The sequence below is a fragment of the Pantoea sp. OXWO6B1 genome, assembly GCF_001641135.1.
Taxonomy (GTDB): Bacteria; Pseudomonadota; Gammaproteobacteria; order Enterobacterales; family Enterobacteriaceae; genus Pantoea; species Pantoea allii.
In genome coordinates, this window is sequence record NZ_CM004290.1 from 172,489 (window position 1) to 188,192 (window position 15,704).

Annotated in this window: 15 protein-coding genes; 6 read left to right on the plus strand and 9 right to left on the minus strand. The window is 52.1% G+C overall.

All coding sequences use genetic code 11. From position 1 onward, the window contains the following. Window positions 1–30: 30 nt before the first annotated feature. Window positions 31–1,773, minus strand: a complete 1,743-nt coding sequence (locus A6A26_RS00855; RefSeq protein WP_063877031.1) for a DUF2534 family protein — start codon at window positions 1,771–1,773, stop codon at window positions 31–33. Window positions 1,774–1,834: 61 nt separating this feature from the next. Continuing rightward, complete coding sequence (locus tag A6A26_RS00860; RefSeq protein WP_063877032.1) at window positions 1,835–2,245, minus strand: DUF2946 domain-containing protein; 411 nt, start codon at window positions 2,243–2,245, stop codon at window positions 1,835–1,837. Window positions 2,246–2,454: 209 nt separating this feature from the next. Here A6A26_RS00860 and A6A26_RS00865 point away from each other — a divergent pair, with 209 nt between their 5' ends. Beyond that, window positions 2,455–3,396, plus strand: a complete 942-nt coding sequence (locus A6A26_RS00865) for a D-2-hydroxyacid dehydrogenase (RefSeq protein ID WP_063877033.1) — start codon at window positions 2,455–2,457, stop codon at window positions 3,394–3,396. Window position 3,397: 1 nt separating this feature from the next. On the opposite strand, the gene glsB is transcribed toward A6A26_RS00865, so the two are convergent. Then, window positions 3,398–4,318 (minus strand): glutaminase B, encoded by a 921-nt coding sequence (gene glsB / locus A6A26_RS00870; protein WP_063877034.1) that lies wholly within the window; start codon window positions 4,316–4,318, stop codon window positions 3,398–3,400. A 22-nt stretch (window positions 4,319–4,340) separates the two neighbouring features. On the opposite strand from glsB, the gene A6A26_RS25290 reads away from it, so the two are divergent. Continuing rightward, on the plus strand, window positions 4,341–4,484 hold the full coding sequence (locus A6A26_RS25290; protein ID WP_156506613.1) for a hypothetical protein: 144 nt from the start codon (window positions 4,341–4,343) through the stop codon (window positions 4,482–4,484). A 93-nt stretch (window positions 4,485–4,577) separates the two neighbouring features. Continuing rightward, window positions 4,578–5,996: a H(+)/Cl(-) exchange transporter ClcA gene (gene clcA / locus A6A26_RS00875; protein WP_063877099.1), complete on the plus strand. Its 1,419-nt coding sequence runs from the start codon at window positions 4,578–4,580 to the stop codon at window positions 5,994–5,996. Window positions 5,997–6,097: 101 nt separating this feature from the next. Here clcA and A6A26_RS00880 read toward each other — a convergent pair whose 3' ends face one another. Together A6A26_RS00880 and A6A26_RS24475 are read right to left on the minus strand one after the other, a co-directional pair. Beyond that, window positions 6,098–7,033 carry an Rpn family recombination-promoting nuclease/putative transposase gene (locus A6A26_RS00880; protein WP_063877035.1) on the minus strand — a complete coding sequence of 312 codons (936 nt, stop codon included), beginning with the start codon at window positions 7,031–7,033 and terminating at the stop codon, window positions 6,098–6,100. A 311-nt stretch (window positions 7,034–7,344) separates the two neighbouring features. Beyond that, window positions 7,345–7,518, minus strand: coding sequence for a GhoT/OrtT family toxin (locus A6A26_RS24475; RefSeq protein WP_074180956.1), 174 nt, complete (start codon window positions 7,516–7,518; stop codon window positions 7,345–7,347). Window positions 7,519–7,881: 363 nt separating this feature from the next. Here A6A26_RS24475 and A6A26_RS00885 point away from each other — a divergent pair, with 363 nt between their 5' ends. Beyond that, window positions 7,882–8,418 (plus strand): YbhB/YbcL family Raf kinase inhibitor-like protein, encoded by a 537-nt coding sequence (locus A6A26_RS00885; protein ID WP_063877036.1) that lies wholly within the window; start codon window positions 7,882–7,884, stop codon window positions 8,416–8,418. Between the two features lie 64 nt (window positions 8,419–8,482). Here A6A26_RS00885 and proP read toward each other — a convergent pair whose 3' ends face one another. The 4 genes from proP to A6A26_RS00905 form a co-directional block, all read right to left on the minus strand. After that, window positions 8,483–9,958 carry a glycine betaine/L-proline transporter ProP gene (gene proP / locus A6A26_RS00890; protein WP_063877037.1) on the minus strand — a complete coding sequence of 492 codons (1,476 nt, stop codon included), beginning with the start codon at window positions 9,956–9,958 and terminating at the stop codon, window positions 8,483–8,485. A gap of 368 nt (window positions 9,959–10,326) precedes the next feature. Beyond that, on the minus strand, window positions 10,327–11,529 hold the full coding sequence (locus A6A26_RS00895; protein ID WP_063877038.1) for an MFS transporter: 1,203 nt from the start codon (window positions 11,527–11,529) through the stop codon (window positions 10,327–10,329). A 228-nt stretch (window positions 11,530–11,757) separates the two neighbouring features. After that, a complete protein-coding gene (locus A6A26_RS00900; protein ID WP_063877039.1) occupies window positions 11,758–12,582 on the minus strand; it encodes a CDP-diacylglycerol diphosphatase in 825 nt (274 codons plus the stop codon). 280 nt (window positions 12,583–12,862) lie between these two features. After that, window positions 12,863–13,765 carry a LysR family transcriptional regulator gene (locus A6A26_RS00905; RefSeq protein WP_063877040.1) on the minus strand — a complete coding sequence of 301 codons (903 nt, stop codon included), beginning with the start codon at window positions 13,763–13,765 and terminating at the stop codon, window positions 12,863–12,865. 99 nt (window positions 13,766–13,864) lie between these two features. On the opposite strand from A6A26_RS00905, the gene A6A26_RS00910 reads away from it, so the two are divergent. Further along, complete coding sequence (locus A6A26_RS00910; protein ID WP_063877041.1) at window positions 13,865–14,932, plus strand: SDR family oxidoreductase; 1,068 nt, start codon at window positions 13,865–13,867, stop codon at window positions 14,930–14,932. A 90-nt stretch (window positions 14,933–15,022) separates the two neighbouring features. Continuing rightward, window positions 15,023–15,679, plus strand: a complete 657-nt coding sequence (locus tag A6A26_RS00915; protein ID WP_063877042.1) for an SDR family oxidoreductase — start codon at window positions 15,023–15,025, stop codon at window positions 15,677–15,679. The last annotated feature ends 25 nt before the right edge of the window (window positions 15,680–15,704 follow it).

Sequence of the window (15,704 nt, forward strand, 5' to 3'; positions counted from 1 at the left end):
TAAAACGCCCGCACCAGGCGGGCGTCGTATTTATTTGCCCTGCTCGTCGCTTTCACCCAGGAAGAAATACCAGAGTGGAATAGACATCAAGCCGGTGAATACCGTGGTATAAAGCAAAATCATCATGGCCTGAGTGATATACATCATTAGCGTCCAGTCGCTGAAAGGGATGTTGTATTGTTCAATGACGCCACTCACCATGGCTCGCGCCATGACCGTTCCCACTATTATCGCCAGAATGACGACACTGCGCAGAAAATAACGCATCTCTTTACGCTTAACGGCAAAACGGGATTGCACAATCGCCAGCGGGGACTGTTTGTCCAGCGGTGTGACAGTATCCTGACGTGTGGCGCGATGTGCTTTTCGCCAGCGCTGGATGTCGAGCAGGGCGAAGGCCAGTAAACTCAATCCCATCAGCGGCAACGCATAACCTAATACCAGGGCAAGCATCAGGCTTGCGCCCTGAAGATAGCGCGGTAAAACCAGCCATGCCGACAGCAGGGTTTGCACGGGATTAACCTGCGGTAATGCCGGACGGCGAATCCACCACATGCGATAGCCCAGTACGATCATCGCACACAAGCCCGCGCCAAACAGCACCAGGATGAGTTGATTGGGTAGCCCAAACAACACGCCCATGTGCGCATCCACGCCCCAGCGCGTCAGTTTGGCGACCAGAGGGAAATGGGCAAACTCTACGTGGTCGACAATGCTAAAGTTATCAGGATTAACAGAAACCGAATCGACATGGCTCGGCCAGCGGCGGTCAATCTCACTCACCGTCCATGCCTGACCTCCACTTTTCGGTTGACGTAATTCAATTTTTGCCGCCTCCAGGCCTGCGCTGCGTGCGGCGGCCTCAACCCTGTCCCAGTCAGCGTCGGGCTGATTAAGGATGGCGGGAGTGCGGGCCTGGTGATCTGACATGGCTGGCATAGCGCCGCTCATCGTCATACCGTCCATCGTGGCATGGTGGTCGGCGTGAGGATCGGCAGGCACCGCTGGCGCATCACCGTTTAACGCGGTTCTGACCTGAGGCGTCAACCAGCCAAAGTCGCTACGCATTTTATCGATATTATTGCCAGCCCATTGTGACCAGGTTAATCCCGTTACGGAGAAAAACACCAGACCCAGCGACAGCACTAAGCCAAGTGTGACGTGCCAGGAACGCGTTAAAGCAAAACCAGCCCCTGTCTTTTTGACCTTACGACGGGGACGTGTGCCCAGCCACAATACGATGCCGCCCAATGCCGCTACCCATAACCACGACGCCGCCAGCTCACTGTAATTACGGCCGATATCACCCAGCAGCAAGCCGCGATGAACCTGATCGAGCCACATGCGCAGTGGCAACACGCCGCTGGTGCCATAAACCGTCATATCGCCTTTCACACCAAGCGTATAAGGATCGATAAAAATCGAACGCGATTCTGAAGGGCCTAACTGCGGATCTGAGAATTGCACACGTGTTGTATCCTGTGCGCCAGGGGCAGGACGAACGGCATAGATCCGTAAATTACCCGCATAATGTCGTGCCGCATTAATTTGCGCAGAAAGGGGTTTGGCATGGCCCTGCGCCTGCGCGTCAGTGGTTAATGCGTCTTTATAAATAAAGTTCTCTAATTGCGGCGTTATGACATACAAGGTGCCGGTTAATGCGGCAATAAAAATAAATGGCGCAATAAACAGGCCAATATAAAAATGTAGACGACGAAGTACAGTCAGTACCGCCCCGCGAGGAGGTGGATTGTTTTCCCGTGAAAAGGTCATAGCTATTCCCTATTTTCAGAATACCGGGGTTTTCTTCCCGCACGCTGGCGTGAAAAAAAGATCACATAAAGGAGATAAACAATCGGGACAACGGGGGCGCGCGAGGCCGATAACTCCCCTTCAGGCGTGGCAACGCAAGGTGTACAATGTGTTGCGGCGGAGGGGCGCGGCTGATAAGGCACATTAGCCAGATGAAGGGAATAAACACCCACAACATTAACGGGACATGCACCAACAGATCACAATAACCGCAGGCGACGCCATCATCCATCATCATGCTGTGATCGGCCATCGCCCTGTCGCTGTGATGATCCATCATCGGCATATCCGCACTCATGCCCGACATGACCATGGCATCATGGTGTTCAACAAGATTTTTAGATACTACCGGTGCAATAAACAACAGCAGTACGGCCAGTATCGCAATACAGGCGCTCAGGCGTTGTCGTTTATAGCGGGTGGATTTCATCATCAAAACGAGGACAGTTATTTACAATTTAAGGGCGGCAGTGTAACGCGGCGTAGATAAAAGGGTTAAAAAAAATGGCACTTAAGACAAAAAAATTAGCACCTTTTGAACACCTTCACCTTAATTAGCTTTGAGTTTAACTTTCTTGTTACTCATGTCGTACATTTAAATAACATTATTAATCTGTGTTGTTGTTATTTGAGAGGGACTTAATGAAAATTGTAACGCTGGATGGCGGCACGTTGCCCGTACCCCCACCGCAACCCACCTGGTGTAGTGACTGGCAATTTCGTCATGACACGGCAGAGGACGAGATTGTTATGGCGCTCAAGGGCGCGACCATTGCCATTACTAATAAGGTACCCTTGCGCGCAGCAACGCTGGCAGCGCTGCCTGAGCTACGCTACATCTGTGTGACGGCAACCGGCTATGACTGTATTGATATCGCGGCCTGCAAAGAACGCGGTATTGTGGTCAGCAACATTCCGGGCTATTCAACGCAAAGTGTTTCCGAGGGCGTGATCGCGTTCATTTTTGCCCTGCGACGCCAGATAGTGGAATACGCTAACAGCACGCGTCATTTATGGCCTGAATCCTCTCATTTTTGCCTGCACCAGACGCCGATACAAGATATCGCTGGCGCGACGTTGGGTATCGTGGGTAAGGGCGATATTGGCACCGCTGTAGGCAGGCTGGCACAGGCGCTGGGAATGCGAGTTGTTTATGCTGAACGCAAGGGCAGCAGCAAGGTACGCGACGGCTATGTAAGCTTTGATGAGATGCTGGCCTCCAGCGATATCATTTCATTGCACTGCCCTTTGAGTGAGCAAACCCGGCAACTGATCGATCGTGATACGCTGAGCAAAATGAAACCCCAGGCGCTACTGATCAATACTGCGCGAGGCGGTTTAATTCATGAAGCCCATCTGGCGGAGGCGCTACGGAATGGTACGCTTGCCGGTGCTGCACTGGATGTGCTTACCAGTGAACCGCCTGCAGCGGATCATCCCTTACTCCAGCCCGATATCCCGAATCTGATCCTGACGCCGCATGTTGCCTGGGCGAGTCATAGCGGTATGCATAACCTGCTACAGGGCATCATGGTCAATCTGGCTGGCTTCGAACAGAACCGTCCTGTCAATGTAGTAAGCTAAGTCAGAAAATCGAGCGTCCCAGTTTATCGGTCAGGCACTCCAGCGCGGCAGTGCCGGCTAATGAATTACCTGCATTGTCTAACCCCGGTGACCAGACAGCGATACTCATTTCACCGGGGATCACGGCAATGATGCCACCTCCTACGCCTGATTTAGCCGGCATTCCCACCCGCCAGGCAAATTCGCCTGCTCCGTCATACATACCACTGGTGATCATCAGTGCATTGATTTGTCGGGCCTGACGGGAGGTGATCAAGGCTGAACCCTCCAGCGTTTTTCCCTGGTTAGCCAAATAAATAAAACTGCGAGCCAGTTCAATACAGTTCATAGACAGCGAGCAATAGTGGAAGTAGGTCTGCATCACGCTGGTGACGTCGTTATTAAAATTCCCAAACGACTTCATCAGCCAGGCGATCGCCGCATTGCGGGCAGAGTGTTCATATTCTGAGCGGGCGACATGGCGATCATACTGAATATCGGGTTGCTGACTGAGTTGACGGATGATCTCAAGCATGCGCTGGCGAGGCGCAGTCAGCCGTGTCTCCAGCAAATCGCAGATCACCAGTGCCCCAGCGTTGATAAAGGGGTTGCGCGGCTTTCCCTGCTCCAGCTCAAGTTGAACCAGTGAATTAAAAGGTTGGCCGGACGGTTCCTTACCCACACGTTGCCATATCTCGGCATCGTCATAGCGTGTCAGAGCAACGCTCAAAGAGAGCACTTTGGAAATTGACTGGATCGAAAAACGTGTTTCAGCATCGCCTGCCTGAAAAACAGTGCCATCACGCAAACACACTGCTATACCCAGGTTATCCGCTGCGACGTCAGCCAGTGCCGGAATATAGTTGGCCACCTTACCTTGATGAACCAATGGACGAACCTGATCCAGAACGGCTTCCAGCAATGTATTACTAAGAGTGGTCACACACGTCTCTCCAGAAGAATGGATGATGGCGCAGGATGATGAGCGTCCTGAAGGCGCAAATCAATGGGTTGCCGGTAAAATTGCCAGACGACATCTGAAATCTATGCACAGGTTGCCATTGCGGCTCATCATTCATTTTGCCGTAGTGGGTTTGCTGATTTACTAAAATTCGGAAATAAATAAAAGCGAGGAATTATGGCGGAGATGCGATAACCTCTGGATTTAATTTGCATTGTTGGTGCTGTTTAGCACGCTAATTTTGAGGTCAGGCATGCGCGCTTTTGTTTCAAATCGACCCGGAATCTTCCGTCCCCGTCGGTTGCGGTTGTTGCAATATCTTATACGGCGTGACAAAACGCCGATTGCATTGCTGCTGCTGGCCGCGCTGGTGGGGGTACTGACGGGATTAACGGCCGTGGCATTTGATAAAGCGGTGAGCTGGGTCATTCATTCCCGCCTCAACTGGCTTAGCCAATTCGAGAATCAGGGCATATTACTGGGATTGTGCGCCTTTATTTTCTCTGCCGTCCTGGCGGCGATAGGGTATTTTCTCGTCAGACGCTTTGCCCCTGAAGCGGGAGGTTCAGGCATTCCCGAGATCGAAGGGGCGCTGGAAGAACTGCGACCGGTACGCTGGTGGCGGGTTCTACCGGTTAAATTTGTGGGTGGTTTGGGCGCTTTAGGGTCGGGAATGGTGCTGGGACGTGAAGGGCCGACGGTGCAGATCGGTGGGAATATCGGCCGCATGTGTCTGGATATTTTTCGCATGCGTTCGTCTGAATCGCGCCATACTATTCTGGCGACCGGTGCCGCCTCTGGGCTGGCCGCTGCCTTCAATGCGCCACTGGCTGGCATTCTGTTCATCATCGAAGAAATGCGCCTGCAGTTTCGTTTTAGCCTGATATCCATCAAAGCCGTGTTTGTTGGCGTGATTACATCAAGTATCGTTTTTCGCACACTGAACGGTAACGAGCCCATTATTGATATCGGACAGCTGAAAGATGCGCCGATACAAACCCTCTGGTTATATTTACTGTTGGGGATTTTGTTTGGTGGCTGCGGTGTTGCCTTTAATCGCCTGATATTTACGCTTCAGGATCTGTTTCAAAAGCTACATAAGGGCCAGACGTCACGTTGGGTGCTGGGTGGCGCGGTGTTGGGGGGATTGTGCGGTTTGCTGGGGTTAATCCTGCCTCAGGCCGTCACTGGCGGTATTACGCTTATCCCTGATTTTTCAGCGGGTCATTACACATCAACGGCATTACTTTGCCTGTTTTTATTGCGAGCCTTAACCACCTTATTGTGTTTTGCGTCCGGAGCGCCCGGCGGTATCTTTGCGCCCATGCTGACGCTTGGTACGTTACTTGGCATCAGCGTGGGTCAACTCTGTGTCGCGATGTTCCCAGAATATCACCTTGAAGCCGCAACCTTTGCGGTAGCGGGCATGGGGGCGTTATTTGCGGCCTCGGTACGTGCTCCGCTGACCGGCATTATTTTGGTGCTGGAGATGACCAATAATTACCAACTGATCCTGCCCATGATTATTACCTGCCTTGGCGCTACCTTGTCCGCACAATACTTCGGAGGAACGCCATTGTATTCAACCCTTCTTGCGCGGACGCTGGCTAAGCAGCAACAAAACGATCCAGAGGATAATACAAGGCGCGAGCGAGCCTGAGGGTTGCAGCGAAGGAGTATTTAAAAGCGAAACGGAAGATGTATTTAGGTGACAGCCTGGCTGCCCAGGTTAAGACAATCGGCCCTGACTGACAGACCGTCTTACAGCCCTGTTGACCCCTGGCATAGCTGGGCCAGCGCGTCTTCACTCAGACCCGTTGCTTCCCTAATAGCGTCATGTGGCATGCCCATGTTGAGCAGGCTACGGGCGACTTCACGCTTGCCTTCGTTCCTGCCAATCTGCACGCCTTGCTCAAGGCCTTTCTCAATACCTTTCTGCTCAAGCTGTTGGGCAATGGTCATTAGCGCATCTCCGTGCTGCGGCACGCGTTGTGCCAGTTCGCGAACAAAGGCTTCGGAGTCCGCTGACTCACCTGCCTGAACTAAATAGTGTACCAGTGTGGTTACCTGTGGTGAAGAAAGATGATTCGCCATTAAGAGCGTGACCAGGCGATCGGTCAGTGCCGCGATATCACGCCGGTGTATATGCTTCTGTAGCAACGTGAGTGCGGCCATGCTGCGATGGTGCATAATCTCGTCATCCGGTATTACCGTGACATCCACTAATGGAAATTCCCTGCTGTAGAATTTTCCCGCCAGCTCTGGATATTCAAATCCATCCAGCCATCGGGTGGAATAGGGATAGGGGCTGCGCTTCCCTGCATAAAAAAGTATCGGAATGACCAGCGGCAGTTTTTTATGCCCGGCGGCCAGATGGCGCTGCATTGCCGCCACCGCATAGCGTAACAATCTGAAGGCCATATGTTTGTCCGGGGTGGACTGATGCTCAATGAGCACATGGATATAACCCTCTCCGCCGGTCGTTGTTTTCATGCGATATAGCACATCGCTGAAATACTGACGCAGGTCGTCTTCAATGAACGATCCCGATTCAAGCTTTAATGAACTGAGGTCGCAAATCGCACGTAATCCCGCAGGAAGATGCAGTTCGATAAAATCTCGTGCAATCTCTGGCTGCGTCAGAAACTGGCGAAAGGTGGCATCGTGAGGCGTCGGTGTACTGTGCTTTTTTTTCACGGTTTATCGTCCTTAACCGGATACCCTACGGTATGTCCCTTTGGCATCGCGTCATCAAACCTGGCGTGGTCTGAAAACCCGAAATAATCAGGCATGACGCGCGGCAACGATCCGTCCACAAGTGCTGTAACCTGTGAGTCGTTGCGTTGAGGCGCCGGAGGTCAGTAAAAGGCGATTTAGTGTGGCTGTAAAGCCTGCAGATTTAGCGCTGTGCAACTTCACGCAAAATGGGTCGGGGAGTGCACCTCAGCGTGATAAGGGCGAAGCGCAAGAGGTGAATGGGCCCTGGAAAGGCTTAAAAATTAAGATGACTAAAATAATGCAAACATCAGCGCGACGGGGAAGCTCATAGGCCAGGTTGCGCCGACCAAAAGAGCACTCAGTAATTTTATGCTGAGTTTATCTTTGGCGATAAAGAAGGTAATTAATGCCGCTACCGAGGCAACAACGCCGTAGAAGACCAACATATGTTGATAAAGTGTCATTTTAGCCCCGCCGTCTGTTTCGTTGTCTGGTACAGATCATGCGGAATTTTGTGACTCAGATCAAGTATCCGGCCTTTTGTGTAAATAAAAAAATGGCAGCTTAGCTGGGGTGTTGTTGCCTGCCTGCTGGCCATCACTGGCGATTTCACCCTGAAACGTTGCCGTTTAACGCGGCTTTATCCCTGCTCGCAGGCCGATCCTCAGTGCCGAGGTTGTCTGGCGAATGACAGGTTTTAACGTTCGCTAGCCCTCTGTTCCCTGAGTGCCTGTTACTATTACGGGGCCGATTTTGAGACATATACTGTTTCAACGCGGGGCTAACATATCGTCGCCCCTCAGGTCTCGATAACACAGGAGTATCAGGTGAATAAACTTTCCTATCTGTTGTTAATCCTTTTATGTCCTTCGGCTTTTGCTTTGACGCTGCAATCAAAAGACTTCAGTGATAATGGTCTGTTAGACAAAAAGTTTGCGGGTGCCAATAAAAGTAACGCCGCCTGTACCGGTGATAACGTATCGCCTGAACTTAACTGGTCTGAAATACCGGCAGGCACCAAAAGCTTTGCTTTAGTGATGACCGATCCTGTCGGCGCTAAAGGATTGGGTGTAACCCATATGGTGGCCTATAACATTGCCGCCGATCGTACCGCTTTTGCCCAGGGTGAACTGACGCAAGGAAAGGGGTACACCGGAGGGAAAAACTCACCAGGCACTGCGCATTATTACGGACCTTGCCCACCTGTGGGCTCAGGTATGCATCATTATAATTTCGTGCTTATCGCTACCGATCTGGCGCCGTCGGTGCTTGAAGCCGGATTAACACAGGATCAGCTACTGAACAAACTTAAAGGCCATTCTCTTGGTGCGGCCAGCACGGTGGCCCGCTTTGGCAATGACTGAGTCTGTAAGTAGCGCATAAAAAAAAACACCCTGCGGACAGGGTGTTTTTATCGAGATCGACAGCTTATTTCGCGTCAGCTGACGCTGGCTGACCGGGGTCAGGCTTTTTATCCAGTTTACTGATCAGGCTATGGGCTTCGGCTTCACTTGCCACGGCGGGAGAAGAGCCACTTAATGGTTTACGGGCCGTTTCCCGAACCGTCAGAATCGTCAGCAACCCAATAACGCCTGCGACCATCATGTAATAGGCGGGCATCATGGTGTTCTGCGTCGTATCAACCAGCCATGCGGTCAGTAAAGGTGTGGTACCACCAAACAGCGAGACCGAAAGATTAAAGCCAATCGCCAGAGCACTGTAACGAATATCAGTGGTAAAGAGCGCAGGGAGCGTTGAAGGCATGGTGCCACTAAAGCAGGTATGTAATATGCCCAATATTAGCAGCCCGGCAAAAACGGCCCACATGTTATGTGTACCGATCAACATAAAGCTTGGAATCGCGAGCAGGATCAGTCCTACCGCACCAAAACCAATCACAGGACGACGACCAATGCGATCGGTCCAGCGGCCCCACATGAGCGTCAGCGGCATCATGACAAACATCACCACCATCACCAGCAGCAGTCCGCTGAGTTCGGGTAAACCCAGTACGCCAGTAAGGTAGCTGGGCATGTATGAGGTCAGCATATAGTTTGAAACGTTAAACAACAGGACCAGCCCAATACACTTCATCATTGGCACGCGGTGCTTGCTTAACATCTTGAGGAGCGTCAGACGGGGTTTACTTTGCTCCAGCTCCTCCTGTTTTTGCATGTGTTGCTTGAAGGCCGGTGTTTCTTCGAGCTTCAGACGGACATACAGGCCGAACAAACCCAGTGGTGCGGCGATAAAGAAGGGCACGCGCCAGCCCCATGACATCATGGCTTCAGGCGAGATAACGGTCGTCATAACCGTCACCAGGCAGGCACCCAGCAGATAACCGCCTAAGGTCCCGAACTCCAGGAAGCTGCCCATGAAACCGCGGCGTTTATCAGTTGAATATTCAGCGATAAAGGTTGCTGCACCGCCATATTCTCCTCCTGTAGAAAATCCCTGAACAAGTCTTGCAACCAGCAGAAGGATTGGCGCCATGATACCGATTGAGGCATAGGACGGGATGATGCCGATGCAGAACGTGCCTATCGACATCATTATCATGGTTATCGCCAGCACTTTCTGGCGCCCGATGCGGTCGCCCAGGGGACCGAATACCATACCGCCCAGCGGTCGCACCAAAAAGGCTGCGGCAAAGGTACCAAACGTAGCGATTAACTGGATGGCCGTATTGGCATCGGGGAAGAAAACTTTGCCGATAATGACAGCCAGATAGCTGTAAACACCGAAGTCAAACCACTCCATGGCATTGCCTAATGCGGCTGCACCGACAGCACGTTTCAACATTCCGTTATCGATAACGGTGATGTCATCGAACGTGAGCTTTTTTGGTTTTTTATTCCAGAAATGTTTTTTAGGCCTGGGTGACGATGAACGATTGGTATCCATATTTTCCTCATACTACTTAAATGAAGACGACCTATAGCTTTCGCAGCCAGTCAGCGAGGTTAACGGAAAAAAAGGAAGTGAAAGCTATAAGAGGCCAGTTACATTAATGATAGAGCGTTCTTAACCGCAGCGAGAAAACATAGTACATGAATGTAATTTTTTGCAAGTAATCAGCAAAAAAGACTGTCTTATAAAAGAGATAGCCATACATTATTTTTTACTTTTGTTTACATATTGAGATGTTTTGGGCGGCGTAAATGCCTTTTTATGCACATCAATGCTGTCACAGAAGCACGGTGAGTCGCGGATAACATCCTTGGTAGGGGTTCATCGATCTGCCAGCACAGGTGCTGGCAGATCGATTTGATTTATGCTGGTTCTGCAGCTGGTGTTCGTCCGCTGCTCCACCACAGCAGTAACGCCACCAGGGCGATGCAACCTAATGCGCTAAAGGCAATGCTGTAGGAATAGCGCGCCACGATCAGTCCGGTCATCGCCGGGCTCATTGATGCGCCAACGCCTTGCATCAGCATCACCACGCTCTGACCGGCATTAACGTGCCCGCTTCCACGCAGCAGCGACACAATATAACCCGGGACGGCAACGCCGAGGATGCCGGCCGCAATACCATCGAGGATTTGCACAGGGATCACAAATAACGTCTCTGGAAACTCTGCCGCAATAAGCGCACGAAGCGGCATCATTAACAGGGCGGTCATAATTAAATGGCGATAGCCAATTTTATCCACGCGTCGTGAGACATAAATCGCTACCGGGATCATGACCAGTTGGGAAATCACCACGGTCGCCGCAGCGTATAAGCCGGGGTCAACCGCATGTGGTCCGGTAGAGGAAGCAACGCGCATACTCAGCATGGGCAGCAGGGCGGCGTTGGCCAGATGAAACAGCAATAAAGTCAGGCCGGTAATCAACAGTGCCGGTTTACGTGCCAGTATCCACAGGCTCAGAGTAGGCTTGTGCGACTGATTATCTTCTAATCCGCGCGCCACCTCATGATTGATATCCTGCCCCCGGATCGCCATCGTCGCGATAGCTGCAAAGACGGCCATGATCATCATTAAAATAAATACCGCCCCCAGCCCCCATTTCCAGGCTGCAAATCCTGCCAGGACAGCCGCCAGCGTGTTTCCTGCATGGTTGTAGGCCTCATTGCGGCCCATCTGGTGGTTAAATCCCTTTTGTCCGGTCAAACCCAGCGTTATTCCTGCTACGGTTGGGCCAATAAAGGCGGCAGCAATACCAGCAACGATTTGTGAAATGATCGCTGTCCAGGACTGATCGCTGTACCAGAGCAATAAAGTGGCAACGGTAATCACGATGCATCCGACCAGTATGACAAGTCGTTTATACCGCGTCGCATCCGCCACCACGCCAGCGGGTAAGGTTGACAGAAGTCCGGCGATGCCGCCCGACGTCATCACCAGGCCTATTTCATCCGGGCTCCAGTGGCGCTCTGTCAAAAAAATGCCTAAAAAGGGCCCCAGACCGTCTCTGACGTCGGCCAGAAAAAAACTCATCAGACACAGTGCCTGAAGTGACCGTTGTGACATGTGATTTTCCCTGTAGCAATAGTAAGGGTTGAGTGACCAACACATTTCAATAAGTAACCTGGTGAATCATGGCAGCAAAAACACGAAGTAACATAACGTTAAAGTTACAAAATGAAAAAATTCACTTTTTATGCAATTTGTTCTAACGACTTCCCGGATAAGTGCTGAGCGCCTGCGGCAGGATTGTGCCTCTTGAGGATTTACGCCGTCGTTAAGATGAAAGCCCGGTTAAGGTTTGGGGAAATCGTCAGTGCGACCCGATGATGGACTGACGCTGACCGCGGGCGGCAAAACAAGACCGCGCAGAATACGGCATTCCTTGTCCAGCAAAGACTCAACTGATGCTCTGTTGCCCTTATCCCAGCCGCGGCGGGTTGCCAGCAGGATAAAGCCTTTTTCACCCCAGAAGGTCGTTGGCACCAAGGCGATTCCATATTCCGCCAGCATAGGAGGCGACAGGCGAAAGTGGCTGGCAACAGAGGCAATGGGGTAAATGCCCATGGCTGTGGGTTGCAGCACACGACGGGCGTAGTAGGTATGAGTAAGCAGCTTATCGGGCAGGGGATGCCACGCATCCTGAATATAGGGACGCTCGGCCTTCAACTGCCTGTAAACATCTTCTCGCAGGCAGGTAAGATGAATGTGCAATTGATTCTGGCTGCGGCCCCAGGCTGAATTGATCGCCATCCCGAGCCTGTCTTCGGGCACCGGCCTGCCGTAAACCGACGTTAACTGATAACGCATCAGCCAGGCGTAGCCAAAATAGTCTGGTCGGTTACGCACCGACAGCAACGGGCTTTCAATACCGGACATCGGAATCGTGGGAACCAGAATGAAATGATAGGGATAGCGTGGGTTTTGAATCAGGGTGAAACCCTGCTGTTTTCCTTTTGGAATATAAACTTGCTGGCAAGGGGAGGGATGGCCGGTGTACTGATAGTTCACCATGCAAAGGTTGTCCGTCACCGCCCACAACGCATCTGAGCGAGCGCATCCCGCCAGCGTGAGCGCCATTCCAGCCAGTATCATCAGGCGACAGAGCAGCGTCAGCATAAACTCAACCGTTCACAGCCAGGAATAACCTGTGGGGATCGGAAAAGCGTTCACTGCCTCTGCTACCTGTACCGCTCAATCCTTCCCATGCCATATCGCGTTTGTCCTTTTGTCTGAGCGGTCTGCTATCCCGTAATTTAGCGCCACTCGGTAATGAACACCACTGGAAACGCCAGAAAAGACTGAAAAATGATGAGATAACGTGTTTTGTCCATTTCTGAAAGGGCCGGCATAAACCCGCCTGGCAATGTGGCAACGGAGACATCGTGTCCTGACAGGATCAACGAATGGTCAACTGGGTTAATGCCGTTAATAACACATCCACTTTGGGCAGGAGCTGTTTACGTCGTGGCCAAATGACACTCAGCGGCAGACCATCAGGTTGCAGTTGCGGTAATACGATTTCCAGTTCACCGCGGGCGACGGCGCTCTCCACCAGCCACGATGGCATTTGCGCGACGCCCAACCCGGCAATGACTGCCTGAAGTTGTGCATCCACATCAGCCAGCGCCATGCGAAAGGGCACGTCGCGCCAGTAGGTATGCCCGTCTTTGCCGGTAAACAACCACGGCTTTGGCGTATTATCGGCACGTTCATACAGGATCGCCCGATGCTGCATCAGCGCCTGTTCGCTTTGCGGCCGCCCTTCGCGCGCCAGCCAGTCAGGCGAAGCACAAAACACCATTCGTTCACGTCCTATGTGACGACAACCCATTGAGGCAGGCAAATCGTCTGATCCTCCAATTCTGACCGCAACATCAATCCCTTCATCAAACAGATCGGTGAAGCGATCCGAAAAACGCATTCTCAACTCAAGTTCAGGATGTTGCTGACAAAACGGAATCAGCAACGGCATCACATTCAGTCGACCATAAGTATGAGGTACCGCAAGCCGCAGACGTCCAGAAGGAATAATACGTTGCGCTGCCAGTACGGCTTCCGCTTCAGCCAGCTCTTCCATAATACGTAAGCAGGTCTGGTAATAGGCGCTGCCCGCATCGGTCAGTTGCAGTTTACGGGTTGTGCGTTCAAGCAGGCGCGATCCCAGACGCGTCTCCAGCCGGCTGACGCTTTTGCTTACGGCTGAGCCGGTAACATGTAAACGCGCAGCGGCAGCGGTAAAACTTCCGCTTTCTACGCTGGCCACAAAAGGGACAATGTCCTTCAAACGTTGATCGTGCATGATTGATGAACTCAGGTTGATAATGGTGTGAATTATTACCCGAAATGGGAATGAAATTCTCTATTACCCTTAGCATTACGTAAAACGAGGAGAATTAACATGCAAAAACAGGCTTTGATTGTCGGCATTAGTGGCGTGATCGGTCGGGCGTTAGCTGAAAGACTACACAATGAGGGCTGGCAGGTCAGCGGACTGTCGCGCGGCCGCGGCGCAGTGCCCGAAGGCTGCAGCAGCTTAACGGCCGATCTCACCGATCCTGAAGCCGTACGGGCGGCACTAAAAGCGATCAAACCCGATGCGGTTTTCTTCAGCGTGTGGGCACGACAGGATACGGAAAAAGAGAATATTCGTGTTAATGGCGGCATGATTCGCAACGTTATCGAAGCACTCGGCGAACGTCTGCAGGGTGCCCATGTGGCGCTGGTGACGGGCCTTAAGCACTATCTGGGGCCATTTGAAGCTTACGGAAAAGGAGCTGTTCCGGTAACACCTTTCCGTGAAGAACAAGGCCGTCAGCCGGTAGACAATTTCTATTATGCGCAAGAAGACGAAGTCTTTGCTGGCGCAGAAAAGTATGGCTATCGCTGGAGCGTACATCGTCCGCACACCATCATTGGTTATGCGCTGGGGAATGCCATGAACATGGGGCAAACCCTCGCCGTCTATGCGACGTTGTGTAAAGAGAAAGGCTGGCCATTTATCTTCCCTGGCTCGCCTGAGCAGTGGAATGGCGTGGTTGACATGACCGACGCTGGCCTTCTGGCGGAGCAACTCGCGTGGGCCGCGACCAGCCCCGCTGCCGCTAACCAGGATTTTAACGCGGTGAATGGTGACGTTTTCCGCTGGAACTGGATGTGGCCAAAACTGGCTGAGTATTTTGGTGTAGAGGCCGCAGATTATCCGGCGAAGATGATGCCGCTTGACGGGCGCATGCAGGAGGCCGCCAGTGTATGGCAGGAACTTGCCCAGCGCGAGAACCTGCGTGAGAAAGATATTACCCGACTGGCTTCCTGGTGGCACACCGATGCCGATCTGGGCCGCCCAATGGAAGCCTTTACTGACATGAGCAAAAGTCGCAAAGCGGGCTTCACCGGCTACCGGAGTACTCTGGACGCGTTTATTCAGCTTTTCGATAAGCTTAAGCAAGAGAAAATCATTCCGTCATAACGCCTTACAGAGCGCCTTATCCGGCGCTCATTATCGTTTTGCTTATGTATATACTGATTGTCTGACTGATGTGAGATAAGGAGCAGAATGATGACGACATGTTTTATTATTGGCGCAGCTGGCAAAGTCGGCTTTCATCTGACGAAGCAGCTCAGTGCTAAGCAACATGCGGTTTCTGCACTGCATCGCAAACCCGAGCAGGCCGAAGCACTTAAGTTAGCGGGTGCTGTTCCTGTGGCTGGCGACATTCAGCAACTGACTGTGGATCAACTGGCGCAAAAAATGGCACATCATGAAGTGGTGATTTTTAGCGCGGGCGCGGGTGGCGCGGGCATTGAACTGACTAATGCCATTGATGGTGAGGGCCTGGCTCTCGCCGTTGACGCAGCAGAAAAAGCCCATGTGAAGCGCTTTATGCTGGTTTCGGCCTTCCCGGATGCCGGTCGTGGTGAAAAAACCTCCGAGAGATTCGAGAACTATATGCGCGTGAAGCGACTTGCCGATGTGCGTTTAGTTGAAAGCGCGCTTGACTGGGTTATTCTTCGGCCCGGTACGTTAACCGATGTTGCGGGCACGGGCAGGGTACGTGCAGATTTAGCTATCCCTTACGGGTCGGTCCCGCGCGAGGACGTAGCCGCCACGCTGGTGGCGCTGGTCGAAACACCGCAAATTTCACACAAAATTATCGAGCTGACCGAAGGTGATGAAAGAATAAGCGACGCAATGCATCGCCTGCAGCGCGATTAAAAAAAACGGCCCCGTAACAGGGGCC

Excerpts from the sequence above, each read along its gene's own strand:
- A6A26_RS00855 (WP_063877031.1), bottom strand. The coding sequence starts at position 1,773 with ATGACCTTTTCACGGGAAAACAATCCACCTCCTCGCGGGGCGGTACTG.
- A6A26_RS00860 (WP_063877032.1), bottom strand. The coding sequence starts at position 2,245 with ATGATGAAATCCACCCGCTATAAACGACAACGCCTGAGCGCCTGTATT.
- A6A26_RS00865 (WP_063877033.1), top strand. The coding sequence starts at position 2,455 with ATGAAAATTGTAACGCTGGATGGCGGCACGTTGCCCGTACCCCCACCG.
- A6A26_RS25290 (WP_156506613.1), top strand. The coding sequence starts at position 4,341 with ATGATGGCGCAGGATGATGAGCGTCCTGAAGGCGCAAATCAATGGGTT.
- A6A26_RS24475 (WP_074180956.1), bottom strand. The coding sequence starts at position 7,518 with ATGACACTTTATCAACATATGTTGGTCTTCTACGGCGTTGTTGCCTCG.
- proP (WP_063877037.1), bottom strand. The coding sequence starts at position 9,958 with ATGGATACCAATCGTTCATCGTCACCCAGGCCTAAAAAACATTTCTGG.
- A6A26_RS00895 (WP_063877038.1), bottom strand. The coding sequence starts at position 11,529 with ATGTCACAACGGTCACTTCAGGCACTGTGTCTGATGAGTTTTTTTCTG.
- A6A26_RS00900 (WP_063877039.1), bottom strand. The coding sequence starts at position 12,582 with ATGCTGACGCTGCTCTGTCGCCTGATGATACTGGCTGGAATGGCGCTC.
- A6A26_RS00905 (WP_063877040.1), bottom strand. The coding sequence starts at position 13,765 with ATGCACGATCAACGTTTGAAGGACATTGTCCCTTTTGTGGCCAGCGTA.
- A6A26_RS00910 (WP_063877041.1), top strand. The coding sequence starts at position 13,865 with ATGCAAAAACAGGCTTTGATTGTCGGCATTAGTGGCGTGATCGGTCGG.
- A6A26_RS00915 (WP_063877042.1), top strand. The coding sequence starts at position 15,023 with ATGACGACATGTTTTATTATTGGCGCAGCTGGCAAAGTCGGCTTTCAT.